Source organism: Hyphomonas sp. KY3, from assembly GCF_017309975.1.
Lineage (GTDB): Bacteria > Pseudomonadota > Alphaproteobacteria > Caulobacterales > Hyphomonadaceae > Hyphomonas.
Genome location: NZ_CP022271.1, coordinates 2,511,063 through 2,524,033, shown reverse-complemented (window position 1 = coordinate 2,524,033; position 12,971 = coordinate 2,511,063). Strand labels below are relative to the sequence as shown.

Genomic DNA, 12,971 nt, shown 5'->3' with positions numbered 1-12,971 from the left:
ATTGGATGATTAAAGGCTGCCGGCGTCTGTCCCACATGTCGGCAGCCACCCCTCTTCGCGTGTGGATGGAAGGACTCTCAATGTTTTCTCGTCGATTGTTTCTGGCGTCTTGTGGTGCTGCTCTTTGGGTGCCTAAACTGGCAAACGCTCAAAACGGCAAGCAGCACTTCACGTTGGGGGTCGCATCAGGATCGTCCCGGCCCAGCAGTGTGATTTTGTGGACGCGACTGGCCCCCAATCCGCTGCAAGGCGGCGGTATGCCGTCGGGCGTGGCGCAAGTGCGATATCGTGTGTGCACTGATGAGGAAATGCGAAAGACGTTGATGGATGGCATCGCCACCACAGCCGAAGACAAGGCACATTCGGTGCATGTGCGTATCGAAGGCTTGCGGCCGGGTCGGGAGTATTTCTATCAATTTTATTATGGCGACGAAGAAAGTCCTGTCGGGCGGACACGAACATCAAGCCCCGATGACGACTCTGCCAGGATCGCGCTGGTATATTGCCAACACTACGAGTCCGGTCACTACGCGGCCTATCGTGATCTTGCGGAATGGGTGCCCGACTGCGTCGTTCATACCGGAGATTATATCTATGAGGGCGGCATCAGTCCGCTTGGCGCGCGGATGCGCGATGTGGGGGGCGGGGAGCGGCGTTTGTTTGAGACCGTGCGCCAGCACAATAGCAACGAAATTACCACCTTATGGGACTATCGAAATCGTTATGCGCTCTACCGTTCCGATCCACACCTTCAGGCGGCACACGCTATTGCGCCCTGGATCGTCGCGATGGATGATCACGAGGTCGATAATAACTGGGCCTCAAACACGCCTCAGGACCCGGAAAAGCAGACGCAGCTCGAATTCCAGGTTCGTAAATATGCAGCTTTCAAGGCCTATTATGAGCATATGCCGATCGAAGAGCCGCCCACTCTGCGAGATATGAGGCCTGCGCTCAAGCTCTACAACAAGTATGTGTTCGGCCCTGCTCAGATACATTTGCTGGATACGCGTCAGTTCCGGTCTGACCAGCCATGTGGCGATGGCCGCAAGCCGCTTTGTTCAGATGCGACAGATCCGGCTCGCACCATGTTGGGTGCAGAACAGGAAGCTTGGCTGAGCCGTGAGCTCAAGCAGTCCAGCTCCGCTTTCAATGTCATTGCAACGCAAACCTGGTTCACTCCTTATCGCTACAATGCGCCGCCTGACGGTCCGGTCACCAATCTGGACAGCTGGGACGGCTATCCGGCTGCGCGCAACCGGCTCTCGTCCGTCGTGGCAAATGACGTGTCGAACCCCGTTTTCCTGACAGGGGATTGGCACACCGCCATGGCATCGACTCTGTATGAAAAGCCCTTCGATCCAACATCGAAGCGCATCGGGCACGAACTCGTGGGTGGTCCCATTTCCTCCGGGTGCCCCTGGGCGCGGGATATGGAGGTCATGCGGAGCGCGAACCCTCACGTTTCCCACTTGAATGGACAGCAGCGGGGCTATCTGCGAGCCACGTTTACCTCCGACAATTGTCATGGAGAGTTCCGCGTCGTCGAGGATGCTGGCCGAGCCAATTCACCTGTTTTCACCGATACTGAAATTCGAACCAAAGACATCTGATGTTTCCCGAACCCGGCACCACTCAAGCCAAGTGCCTATCCTAAAGAGGACCAAGCCCATGTTTTCAAAGATCAGCCTGATTGCTACGTGTACAGCGCTTTATGTCTCCACCGCTGTTGCGCATGAGCGTGCGGTAGAGTTTCCTGACACGGAAGATGGCAGCGTCGTTCTGGCTGCCGACCTGCACACTCATTCGGTATTTTCAGACGGCGAAGTCTGGCCGTCCATTCGGGTCAAGGAGGCCCATCTGGACGGACTGGAAGTTCTGGCGGTAACTGAGCATTTGGAGCATCAGCCACACAAGGCCGACATGCCGCATCCGGACCGGAACAGGTCTTATGAGATTGCTGAAGGCGTACGGGCAGATTCGGAGTTCGATCTGATGGTTATCAATGGCGCGGAGGTCACTCGCGATATGCCCTATGGGCACATCAACGCCATCTTCCTGAGTGATGCGAACGCGCTTCTGACTGAAGAACCAAAGCAGGCCATGAAGGCGGCGAAGGCCCAAGGGGCGTTTGTGTTCTTGAACCATCCGAATTGGTTGCCGCATGTGTCGGATGGGATTGCGCGTCTCAGTGACTATCACAAGGATCTGATCGCGGAGGGCCTGCTTCAGGGCATCGAGGTCGTGAATGGAACTTTGGATGGGCACTCCGAACATGCGCTCCAGATTGCCCTAGACAATAATCTGACCGTAATGGGCACGTCTGACATCCATGGCCTTGTGGATTGGACCCATAATGCCGGAGCTGGCGGGCATCGCCCGATGACGCTCGTATTGGCTTCGGATCGTAGCGAAGCGGCCTTCAAACGGGCTTTGTTTGATGGCCGTACAGTGGCCTGGTCTTATGACGACCTGCTCGGCCGGGAAGAGCATGTGAAGGCAGTGGTTGATGCCTGTCTCACTCTTGAGGCTGAACCGGCCGTGCGTGACTACACAGTGATCTCCGCGAAAATCGTCAATACTTGCCCGGTAAATTTCACCCTGCTTAATCAGGGAGAGGAAACGTTCCAGAACACCGGCGATGTGCTGAACGTAAAACGGGATGGCGAGACGGCGGTTGCTGTGCGCACCAAAACCGGCAAAGGTCAGATGGTTCTGACCGTTGATGTACTGAACGCCCAGATTGGCTTTCGCAAAGCCTTGACGACACGTCTTGTGACAGCGATTCCCGCTCAATAGCTCTCGGATCGTTCCGGAAATTCCTATCTCCTGTCAGAGCGCACATCCCCATGGGATGTGCGCTTTCCTCGTCGTGACGGCAAAGTTCATTTCAAACCCCAAGATGCAATTGACTTGCAATAACATTTCCCCTAGTCGGCAGTTAATACTGAGACACATTCTCATAAATGCAAATCCAAGGGGTAAATTTGATGCGAGTATCGCGGGTCAGCGCTGTCAGTACTGTTGCGCTTCTTATAGGTGTGGCATCTGCCGCTCCGGTCTGGGCGCAGACTTCGGACACGGACCGGGCCGAAGAGAGCCGTCAGGAAACGGTGATCGTGACCGGTACGACCGGATCTTTTGGTGCGACCAAGAACGAAACACCGATCGTCGAGACGGCACGCTCGCTCTCCGTCGAAACATCCGACATGTTCATAGACAAGGGCGCCTTGCGGCTGGTCGATACGCTGACCTATGTGGCGGGTGTGACTGCCGAGCCCTATGGCTTCTCAACCCGCGGTGATTTCCCATTCTCCCGTGGTCTAAGCATACCGCGTTATCGTGACTCCATTCAGGAACTCTTCGGTAGCTACAACTCCACTCGTGCCGACGTATACACGATTGAGCAAGTTGAAGTGCTCAAAGGTCCAGCTTCGGTACTCTATGGTCAGGGGTCACCGGGCGGTATCGTCAACTATGTGTCGAAAACGCCGTTGGAAGACTTTGGCGGCGAGATCGCGGCACAAGTGGGAAACAATGATCACTACCAGATTGCAGGTGACGTAACCGGGCCAGTCGCAGGTTCAGATGGCAAGCTGCTGTATCGTCTGGTTGGCCTCTATCGCGACACAGGTACGCAGATTGATCAGGTTGACGAGACGACGACGGTTTTCATGCCATCACTCAGCTGGTTGCCGACGACAGATACCAAGTTTACAGTGATCGGACTTCTTCAGGATACCGATAGCGATGCAGCCGCCCAGTTCATTCCGGTCGAAGGTACGCTCAATCCGCTCAGTTCTTCAGGCGGCTACCTGAACAACAATGTCTATGCCGGTGAACCTGGTTTCAACCGTTATAATACGGACTCACAGCAAATTACCTTGTTGGGTGAACATCGCATCAATGATGTGTTCAAGCTGGAGGGCACGGCGCTTTGGCGGTCCGGCGAGGCCGACTATCAACAAGCTTGGCCGGTCTTCTACGGTCCGCGCTATCTGAACCAGATTCTCGATGCCACACCTGCCTTGCAGGCTGCGGCAGACCTGCAGGGACTGACGTTCACCGACACGACCGTGCCCCGTACATTCTATCAAGGTGACAATACGTTCGACCAGATGGCAGGCGACTTGCGCCTCCGCGCAGAATTTTCCACCGGCAAGTTCGATCACCATGTCCTCGCCGGGATGCAGTATCAAGACGTCGAAACCGACAGTGACTCTGCATACTATTTCGGCGGCGGGGTTCTGGCCGGCGACTTCCGTTATGTTCTCGATCTGGCGAACCCGGTTTATGGAAACTATCCAGACCAGGCGACATTTGACGCGATCTACAGTGACACACCCGCTTCGAACGTCGAAGACTTCGGCATCTATCTTTCCGACCAGATATCCTACGAAAACTGGCGTTTCACGCTGGGCCTGCGCAGCGATAGTGTCGAGAATGACAGCGGTACGACCGTCCAGGATGACGACGCGATATCGACCAGCGTTGGCGTACTCTATCGATTCGACAACGGTTTTGCGCCATATGCCAGCTATTCGGAATCCTTCGAGACCGTTGTCGGAACTGATACGCTCACCAACAATCCGCTGAAACCTCAGGAGGCCCGTCAGTATGAAGTGGGTATCAAGTATGAACCTGAAGCCTTACCGGGATTGATCACGTTCAACTATTTCGACATCGAAATCTCCAATTTGTCCAACCCGAACTCCCTGCCGGGTGCCGCCTCGCAACAGGAAGGCGTTGGCAAGCTGAAAGGCTTCGAATTCGAGAGCCACGTTCAGATTGATGAAGTCTATCTGCAGGCATCCATTTCCACGCTCGATGCGGAAGACCCGAACGGATTCCAGTTGGCGGCTGCACCGGAAACGCAGGCGTCTCTGTGGACTACATGGCGTCCAGACGGTCGTTGGTCCGGTTTCAAATCAGGCGCAGGTATCCGTTATGTGGGCGAGACCGTTTCCGAGAACGGAACCGTCCGCTACGTGACGCCAGACTATACGCTAGGCGACCTGATGGTCGGTTACGAGTGGGACACATGGGATTTTCAGGTCAATGCACGCAATCTGACCGACGAAGACTATCTCACGGGTTGCTTGACGCGGGGGGATTGTTTTCCTGGCCAGCGCCGAACGGTCGTAGCCAGCCTGCGCTACAAATTCTAAGGCGGGCGCTATATGAGCCATGCTGACTATATCCTGGCGATCCTTGCCTCGGTCGGAGGCATATTCGGTCTTGCGCTGCTCTTCGCAGTGTGGCGCAAGCCGGGGCGCCCGGTCCTTCTGGTGCTCGGATGGGCGCTGGTGGCCGCAAGTCTTGTCGTATGGTTTATTGTCAATTTTGATCGCGGTGTCGCACAGGTCGCCTCGCTCCTGATGCTGATCGTGGCCGGGGCGATCACTCTGCCGGGGCTGCGCGGAACCAACGGCCTGCAAGCGCCTGTCCGAAATCGCGAGGTACCTGATCGCGCACGCCGGTCACCCTTGCAGATGACAGCCGACATCGGTTCCGGAATATGGACGTTTCTGCTGGCCGGACCGGCTGCAGGTGCGATCTCTCTATATGCTGGAGGGGCGCTCCTGCGCCTTACCAAACCGGAAATAGGCAATCCGACGAATGCCGTGGTGGTGGCCTTCCTCGTCAGCTTATCCCTATGGGCCGTATTGAGCACGTTGGTGCTCATGGAAAAACGCAAATTACGTCGCAGCGTCTATGTGGTGGTCGCCTTGGCGGCCGTGCTCTGCGCCGCTCTCATTTAGCTTGTCGAGACTCTTCCTATGGCAAAATCCCTCTGGCCAAAATCTTCAAGTGAACGTGTTGATTCCGCCCTGTCGGCGCACTCTGTCATGGGGCTGGTAATCAGCGCTTTGCTGTTTGTCATCTGTGTGAGTGGCACGATTGCGGTGTTTGAGGACGAGTTGGAATGGTGGGAGCAAGCGGGCACTCCGACGGTGCACGAAGTTTCTCCATCCGTGATGCAAGCGACTGCCGAGGAAGTGCTCAAGCGCGATCCCGAAACGACACATCTCTACATGTATCCTCCGCGGGAAAACTGGCCCCGGTTTGTGGCTGGTGGGGACAATGGCATATTCGTGTTGAATGAGTCCGGTGAATTCGTGCGCCAACTGGAGGCGCCTTGGAACGATTTCCTTATTGAACTCCATTACTATCTCACCATGCCGCACAGTCTCGGCATTATCATTGTTGCCATATTCGGTGTCATGCTCGTGTCTATGGCAGTCTCGGGACTGCTCGCGCATCCGCGCATCTTCCGGGATGCTTTCCGATTTCGGCGCACCGGCCAGGCGCGGCTGGCTCAGGCCGACCTTCATAATCGTCTCAGCGTCTGGACGACGCCTTTCCTCATTGCTGTGGCGGGAACTGGTGCGATGATCGGACTGTTCGGTGTCGTGGCATTCGTTTTTGCACAGACCAATTTTGGTGGCGACACGAAGAAGCTTAGTGAGGCGATCTTCGGCGGTGAAATCCTCGAAGCTGACGCCACGCCTGCACCCATTACCGGCGTGGATACGGCGCTCATCAATCTCGATCGCGATATACCTGAGGCAAACCCTTTCATTGTGATCATTCATGAGCCTGGAACCAAAAGTCAGCACATCGAGATCTATGGCGACGAGACCAATCGCCTGATTTATGGGGAAACCTATACCTATTCGACGGATGGCAAGTTGCTTGCGACCGGGCACAATTCCGACGGGCCGGTTGGTCAACAGATCGCCATGTCGATGTATCGGCTTCATTTCGGTGATTTCGGCGGCGCGCTGATGAAGTCGATCTATTTCCTGTTGGGCATCATGCTCTGTATTGTCGTTGCCACCGGCTTGAACATCTATTTCCTCAAGCGCCGCGAGAAGGGGCGTGCGGCACCGCGTCTGGAAGCGATGTGGAGTGGTTGGATCTGGGGCAGTATGGCCATGTTCCCGATTACGCTGACGGTTAGTCTTCTGGGTGTCAGTGGCGGTTGGCTGATCGCGATGTTCTGGCTTGGATCAATCGTGTTTTCAGGTGTCGCAACTGTATGGATGAGTGCAGCGTCGGCGGGCCTGATGTTCCGCGCAATCTTTGGCGCGGCCTTGCTCTCTGCATCTCTGGTTCATCTGCTGCGCGGCGACATGGATTGGACCAATGCCTACATGGTGACCATCTCCGTGGCTCTGCTTGCCACAGGGGGAGCTTTTGTTGCGAGGGCGCTTTGGTCCAAGCGGTTCAGTGCAGAGCCAGCGACGACTGTTCAGGCTGGCTGAGGCAAACTATGCCTGACTTCAATGAAAGTCCCTGCTTCGCGGGATCACTCGGACATTGCGGGGGTGTTGACCGCTTGTCCGTTGTGCCGGGCCCTTGCGTTCGGGAATTGGGCGTGTGACCTCGTCGGCGCGGTCGAGAACCCTTTTCAACGGATCATCTCCAATATCCTCTGACAGGTGAACAAGGTCTCCCGTCCGGTCTATCAACTGGTTCGCCACGATGTGGGTAACATTGTCGGCGGTTTGAACGCGGCCCTTCACCATCAAGACACGCGCACCCATCACGACTGGCCGAAAGCGTTCGAACACGTTCGGCCAGACAACCAGATTGGCGATGCCGGTTTCGTCCTCAATGGTGATGAAACAGACCCCGCTGGCCGAACCCGGGCGTTGACGCACCAGTACGACACCTGCTGTTTGTACCCGTGCACCATTTGGCAAATGGCACGCCTCCTGCGTTGAGACGACGCCCATCCTGTTATAGCCCGCTCTCAGAAAGGAGACCGGATGGTCCTTCAATGAGAGGCGGGTCGTTTGGTAATCCTGCAGGACTTGTTCTGAGCGCGGCATGAGGGGGAGTATTGGCACCTGTTCGGCTCCCTGTTCTGCCGCATCAGCTGCAGCGAACAGGGGCAGCGTGTTGCCGCTGGTTTCGCCACGTACGCTCCATAGGGCCTCGCGCCGGCTAAGCTGCATTGAGCCGAATGCATCTGCTGCGGCGAGTAGTTCAAGCGACCGGCGGCTGACTCTTGCTCGTCGGCGAATATCTTCTGGGTGGTCGTAGGCATTGCCCCGGGCAATCATCATCGCTTCCATCTCGTCTTCGCGCAGACCGTCCACCTGTCTGAAACCGAGACGAACAGCACAATATGTCCCGTCCGTTGGTTCCAGCGTATTGTTCCAATCCGAAAGATTCACATCCACGGGACGGATTTCCACGCCATGCTCGCGGGCATCCCGCACAATCTGCGCGGGCGCATAGAAGCCCATGGGCTGGCTGTTCAGCAGCGCTGCGCAGAAAACATCCGGATGATGCCGCTTTAGCCAGCTCGAGACGTAAACAAGGTGGGCAAAGGAAGCGGCATGGCTTTCTGGAAATCCATACTCGCCGAAGCCCTTCACCTGGTCGAAGCATCGTGCCGCGAAGGTCGCATCATAGCCGCGCGCGATCATACGCTCGACCATCATGTCCTGATAGTTGCCAATCGTCCCCATTTTGCGGAAAGTGGCCATCGCCCGGCGCAGACCATTGGCTTCATCGGCTGAGAACTTTGCAGCATCCATGGCAATCTGCATCGCCTGCTCCTGAAACAAGGGCACGCCCAGCGTGCGACTGAGGATGCGTTCGAGTTCATCTGGCGGTCCATGCTCAGGTGCCGGTGAAGGATAAGTTATGGTTTCAAGGCCTTTCCGGCGACGCAGATAGGGATGCACCATATCACCCTGAATGGGGCCGGGCCGGACGATCGCGACCTCGATTACAAGGTCATAGAAAGTACGTGGCCGCAGGCGCGGCAGCATGTTCATCTGTGCCCGGCTTTCCACCTGAAATACACCGAGGCTGTCACCTTCGCAGAGCATCTCATACGTGGCCTCATCATCCTGTGGGATGGTGGCGAGTGTATACTCCAACCCCTTGTGCAGCTGAAGCAGGTCAAATGCCTTCCGGATACAGGTCAGCATGCCGAGGGCCAGAATATCCACCTTCATGATACCGAGGGCATTAATATCGTCCTTGTCCCATTCAATGAAAGTGCGCTCGTCCATGGCGGCATTGCCGATGGGGACTGTCTCGACCAAGGGTCCGCGCGTCAGAACAAAGCCGCCGACATGCTGTGACAGGTGCCGCGGGAAACCAATCAGCTGCTGGGTGAGCAGAATGGCCCGGCGGATCATTGGATTGGCCGGGTCGAGCCCGGCCTGGCGGATCTGATCTGGATTGATGGCGCTGCCCCAACTACCCCAGACCGTTCCGGCGAGGGCGGCGGATATATCTTCGGTCAGGCCGAGCGCCTTGCAGACCTCCCGCACGGCCGAGCGCGGTCGATAGGAAATCACCGTGGCGGTCAGGGCCGCCTTGTGTCGGCCATAGCGATTGTAGACATACTGAATGACTTCCTCGCGGCGCTCATGTTCAAAATCGACATCGATATCCGGTGGCTCTTTGCGTTCCTTTGACAGGAATCGTTCGAACAGGAGGCTGGTCAGGGCCGGGTCTACATTGGTGATTCCTATACAATAGCAAACTGCCGAATTCGCTGCGGAGCCACGCCCCTGGCATAGGATGTCCTGCTCGCGTGCCCAAGCCACGATATCGTTCACGGTCAGGAAATAGCGCGCATAATCCAGCTCCTCGATCAGGGCGAGCTCCTTGTTGAGGGCGGCGCTGACTTTGCCTGGAATGCCATCCGGATAGCGCCATTGCGCGCCTTTCCAGGTGAGGTCATGAAGGTGTTCCTGCGGTGTCTTTCCCACCGGGACAGGTTCGTCGGGATACTCGTAGGAAAGCTCATCTAGGCTGAAGTTGCAGCGCTCTGCGATCTCGACGGTTCGATGCAAGGCTGGCTCGAACCCTTTGAAAAGTCGAGCCATTTCGTCTGGTGATTTCAAATGACGTTCAGCATTGGCCTCCAGTCGGTAGCCTGCTTGCTCTATCGTGCAGTGCGTGCGGATGCAGGTGAGCACGTCCTGCAGCGGGCGGCGTTCCGGGGTATGGTAGAGCACGTCATTTGTCGCTACGATCGGCACACCCTGCCGGGCGCAAAAATCGGCGAGGCGGGCAATCCGTTCCCGATTACGGCCATGATAGGCATAGCTGGCCGCCACATAGACGTTGCCTGGCGCGCGTGCCGCGAACCGTTCCAGGACTTCGGCAAAGGTCGTGTCTAACTTGTCCGGCGGCTGGAAAATGAAGGTCTGTTCTTCGGCATGGGCAAGAATGTTTTCCAGCGTAATCAGGCAGTCGCCTTTTTCCGCTTGCAATTTACCGGCCGATAAAAGGTGCGAAAGGTGCCCATAAGCTGTCCGGTTCTTTGGATAGCAAATCACTTCCGGACCGTCCGTCGGCACGAGGCGCGCACCGACGAGGAGACGCAGGCCGGCTTCTTTTGCCGCGATATGGGCGCGCACGACACCGGCAAGCGTATTATGGTCTGCAACACCGATGGCGATATGCCCCAATTGTTTGGCGGTCAGGACGAGTTCTTCTGCATGTGAGGCACCGTGCAAAAAAGAAAAATTCGTCGTAACGGAGAGTTCGGCATAGTCGGTCATGCGAAGAGGCCGTGTACATACCATTCGGGCGCGCCGCCACGCCCATCGCCATAAAGTCCTTCGCGGAACAGCCAATAACGCCGCCCCGCCGCGTCCTCTACACGGTAATAGTCCCGCGCGCGCGGGAGGAGCTTTACCGGTCCGGATGGGGCATCCAGCATGGCCTCGAGATCTGCGCGCACATGCGCGATCTGGGCAGCATCGGCACGCGGGTCCATTTTGGGGGTGAGCCATTGGCGGGCCTGGCCTCTCAGCGCTGGTGGGGGCTGTGGCACGGCAATATGGGTCCACCATTCCGGAGCGATCCGTTCAGGTCCGTCGGCCCGCGTCACTGTACGCGGCACGCGACGCCAGATGAAGCGCAGCGGCGGGCCGTCCGGCACTTCGGCCATGACTGTGATGCGTTCCGGTGAGGACAGGAGGCGAATGGGGCGCGGTCCGGCAGCCGTGCTGTGGGTGGCGAGGACCGGGACATCGCCGATGAACTGCACTTGCCGTTCGGCGCGTTCCGGCACATGACTCTCTCGTGGTTGGACAAAGCTTACGGTGTGTTCGCCCAGCCGGGCCATGATCCGGTCGGCCAGCGCGGACAGGGCGGCAGTGTTCATGTCCGCTGAGGCGAGGTCGCCCGACAGCGCCATAGGGCTGGTCTCCATCCTGTCCGTGCGATGGGCTTCGAGCAAAAGCAGGTCGATACCAAAGCCGGGGTCAATCGAATCGATCCGTTCACGAAACAGGCGGAGAATGTGTTTCGGCTCACGCGCAGGGCGGGCGGTCTTCACTTCCAGTTCAGCGCGTGTACCGTCAGACTTGAAAGCCATGAGCAGAAAGTGCCGCGCGCCGAGACCAGCCGCACCGAGGGCCTCACACAGATCCTGCGCCAGTTGTTCGAGGCCAATTCCGATGGCTTCGCTGGTGGCAATCGGTTCCGGACAGTTCAACCGGGCGGATCGGATCGGCAGGGGACGCAGGGGCGCCAGTGGTTCATGGCGCAGGCCCAAGGCCTGGTCGAGCCTTAGGAGTACCGCATCGGCGGCGGATCTTGACTGGAAGCGCCGCCCCAGAGCTTTACGATCGATGCCGTAAAGCTGGCCGATCCGCGTGAGGCCGAAGCGGCGCAGCAGGGTTTCGGCGTCAGGCGACAGGCGCAGGGCTGCGACGGGAAGTTCGGCAAGGCCAGCCTGTTCTTCGCCTTCTTTCAGGCAGGTGCCCGGCGCGGCACGGGACAGAGCGGAGGCTGCGCCCGGCGTGCCGGCAAGGCCCAGCCTGTGCGGGATGGCATTGCGCTCCAGCAGATCGGATAGTGTCTCCATCATGGCCAGTTCGCCGCCATAGAGGTGTTCGCACCCCGTGGTCTCCAGGATGAGGCCGTCAGTGCCATCGATCGCGATCAGCGGCGTAAACCGGATCATCCAGTCGCCAAGTGCGGACAGGGCACGGATGTTGGCGACCGGGTCCATGTCCTCGGTAACAAGGTTGGGCACGCGGGCCCGTGCATCGGTGAAGACCAACCCCTCTGTTATGCCAAGCTGACGGGCAGGGTCATTGGCAGCGGCGATGCGCAGACCCTTGGTGCTGTTTTCAAGCAGGGCAAAGGGCAGGTGGGGATCAGGCGGTTTGCCGGAGGCCGGGCGGGCCGATCCGGTCCTGAGGCCGCGGCGAGCGCGCCGGAGCCGGGTCAGCGGCCAGTCCGGAAACCACACGCAAAGATAGCGTTTCATCGTCAAGCTCCAGATCAAAGGATTGTCCTGCCATGTGCGGGGCCTGGCGGGACCGTTCGAGCACAGCCTTCCAGCGGAGCGCTCCGGGGGCATGCGTGTCATAACGGTTGGGGGATGAGGGACGGGGGGAAAGACGCCACCGGGCATTGGCAGCGGTGGCGCCGTCCCGCGTATAGGGCATCAACAGGATGACCGGCGTGCCATGCCGCCCGGATACAAGTGCGAGACGGCGCGAGGCGGTGAAACTGGCATCCTCCAATTCTGCAATCACCAGTGAGGCCACACCGGAGCGGATGGCTTCTTCGGTGGCCCAGAGAGCTTCTGCAGGCTTGCGCGGGGTAATGTTCAGGCTTGGGGGCAGGTCCGGAGCGACTTCTCGGCAGCCAGCCTGAAGGAGGCCGCCATGGGCCTGTTTCAGGCTGGACTGGCGGATCCAGATAACAGGGCCCTTGCGACGTGTGCGTGCCGCGAGCGCAAAGCCGGTCATCGCCGGAAAGTCCCCGTGTGAGGCCTCGCAGATCTCATGGACACCTACCTCTCCCAGACCGAGTGGAAAAGACAGGCTCGGCTGCTGCTGAGGCGGGAAGCTATGAAACGCGTCCTTCAGGGAAGATGGGATTGATGCCATTTGTTCATTATTTGTTCTTATCGCATTGAGTCAACTGACTCCGTCGAGCAGAAAGGATTTCAACAGGTACAGTGGCGGTTT

Annotated in this window: 8 protein-coding genes; 5 read left to right on the top strand and 3 right to left on the bottom strand. The window is 58.0% G+C overall.

The features are described 5' to 3' along the window. Positions 1-35 precede the first annotated feature (35 nt). From CFA77_RS12175 to CFA77_RS12155, 5 genes are all read left to right on the top strand, one after another. Complete coding sequence (locus CFA77_RS12175) at positions 36-1,613, top strand: alkaline phosphatase (protein WP_371822950.1); 1,578 nt, start codon at positions 36-38, stop codon at positions 1,611-1,613. 58 nt (positions 1,614-1,671) lie between these two features. After that, on the top strand, positions 1,672-2,799 hold the full coding sequence (locus CFA77_RS12170) for an Sb-PDE family phosphodiesterase (protein ID WP_206990925.1): 1,128 nt from the start codon (positions 1,672-1,674) through the stop codon (positions 2,797-2,799). A 191-nt stretch (positions 2,800-2,990) separates the two neighbouring features. Beyond that, positions 2,991-5,168 (top strand): TonB-dependent siderophore receptor, encoded by a 2,178-nt coding sequence (locus CFA77_RS12165; protein ID WP_206990924.1) that lies wholly within the window; start codon positions 2,991-2,993, stop codon positions 5,166-5,168. A gap of 12 nt (positions 5,169-5,180) precedes the next feature. Beyond that, positions 5,181-5,762, top strand: coding sequence for a hypothetical protein (locus tag CFA77_RS12160; protein ID WP_206990923.1), 582 nt, complete (start codon positions 5,181-5,183; stop codon positions 5,760-5,762). A gap of 18 nt (positions 5,763-5,780) precedes the next feature. Further along, positions 5,781-7,268 (top strand): PepSY-associated TM helix domain-containing protein, encoded by a 1,488-nt coding sequence (locus CFA77_RS12155; RefSeq protein ID WP_206990922.1) that lies wholly within the window; start codon positions 5,781-5,783, stop codon positions 7,266-7,268. Between the two features lie 18 nt (positions 7,269-7,286). Here the strand turns inward: CFA77_RS12155 and CFA77_RS12150 are convergent, their stop codons facing one another. The 3 genes from CFA77_RS12150 to CFA77_RS12140 are packed head-to-tail and all read right to left on the bottom strand — an operon-like array spanning position 7,287 to position 12,890. After that, complete coding sequence (locus CFA77_RS12150) at positions 7,287-10,541, bottom strand: error-prone DNA polymerase (protein ID WP_206990921.1); 3,255 nt, start codon at positions 10,539-10,541, stop codon at positions 7,287-7,289. Continuing rightward, the gene (locus tag CFA77_RS12145) at positions 10,538-12,262 is read right to left on the bottom strand and encodes a DNA polymerase Y family protein (RefSeq protein ID WP_242517341.1); all 1,725 of its coding nucleotides are present in this window, start codon (positions 12,260-12,262) and stop codon (positions 10,538-10,540) included. Before CFA77_RS12145 ends, CFA77_RS12150 begins: the two co-directional genes overlap by 4 nt. Beyond that, positions 12,150-12,890, bottom strand: a complete 741-nt coding sequence (locus tag CFA77_RS12140) for an ImuA family protein (protein WP_206990920.1) — start codon at positions 12,888-12,890, stop codon at positions 12,150-12,152. Before CFA77_RS12140 ends, CFA77_RS12145 begins: the two co-directional genes overlap by 113 nt. Positions 12,891-12,971 lie beyond the last annotated feature (81 nt).

What these genes read in the sequence shown, in the direction of transcription:
- CFA77_RS12175 (WP_371822950.1), top strand. Translation starts at nt 36, where the DNA reads ATGTCGGCAGCCACCCCTCTTCGCGTGTGGATGGAAGGACTCTCAATG.
- CFA77_RS12170 (WP_206990925.1), top strand. Translation starts at nt 1,672, where the DNA reads ATGTTTTCAAAGATCAGCCTGATTGCTACGTGTACAGCGCTTTATGTC.
- CFA77_RS12165 (WP_206990924.1), top strand. Translation starts at nt 2,991, where the DNA reads ATGCGAGTATCGCGGGTCAGCGCTGTCAGTACTGTTGCGCTTCTTATA.
- CFA77_RS12160 (WP_206990923.1), top strand. Translation starts at nt 5,181, where the DNA reads ATGAGCCATGCTGACTATATCCTGGCGATCCTTGCCTCGGTCGGAGGC.
- CFA77_RS12155 (WP_206990922.1), top strand. Translation starts at nt 5,781, where the DNA reads ATGGCAAAATCCCTCTGGCCAAAATCTTCAAGTGAACGTGTTGATTCC.
- CFA77_RS12150 (WP_206990921.1), bottom strand. Translation starts at nt 10,541, where the DNA reads ATGACCGACTATGCCGAACTCTCCGTTACGACGAATTTTTCTTTTTTG.
- CFA77_RS12145 (WP_242517341.1), bottom strand. Translation starts at nt 12,262, where the DNA reads ATGAAACGCTATCTTTGCGTGTGGTTTCCGGACTGGCCGCTGACCCGG.
- CFA77_RS12140 (WP_206990920.1), bottom strand. Translation starts at nt 12,890, where the DNA reads ATGGCATCAATCCCATCTTCCCTGAAGGACGCGTTTCATAGCTTCCCG.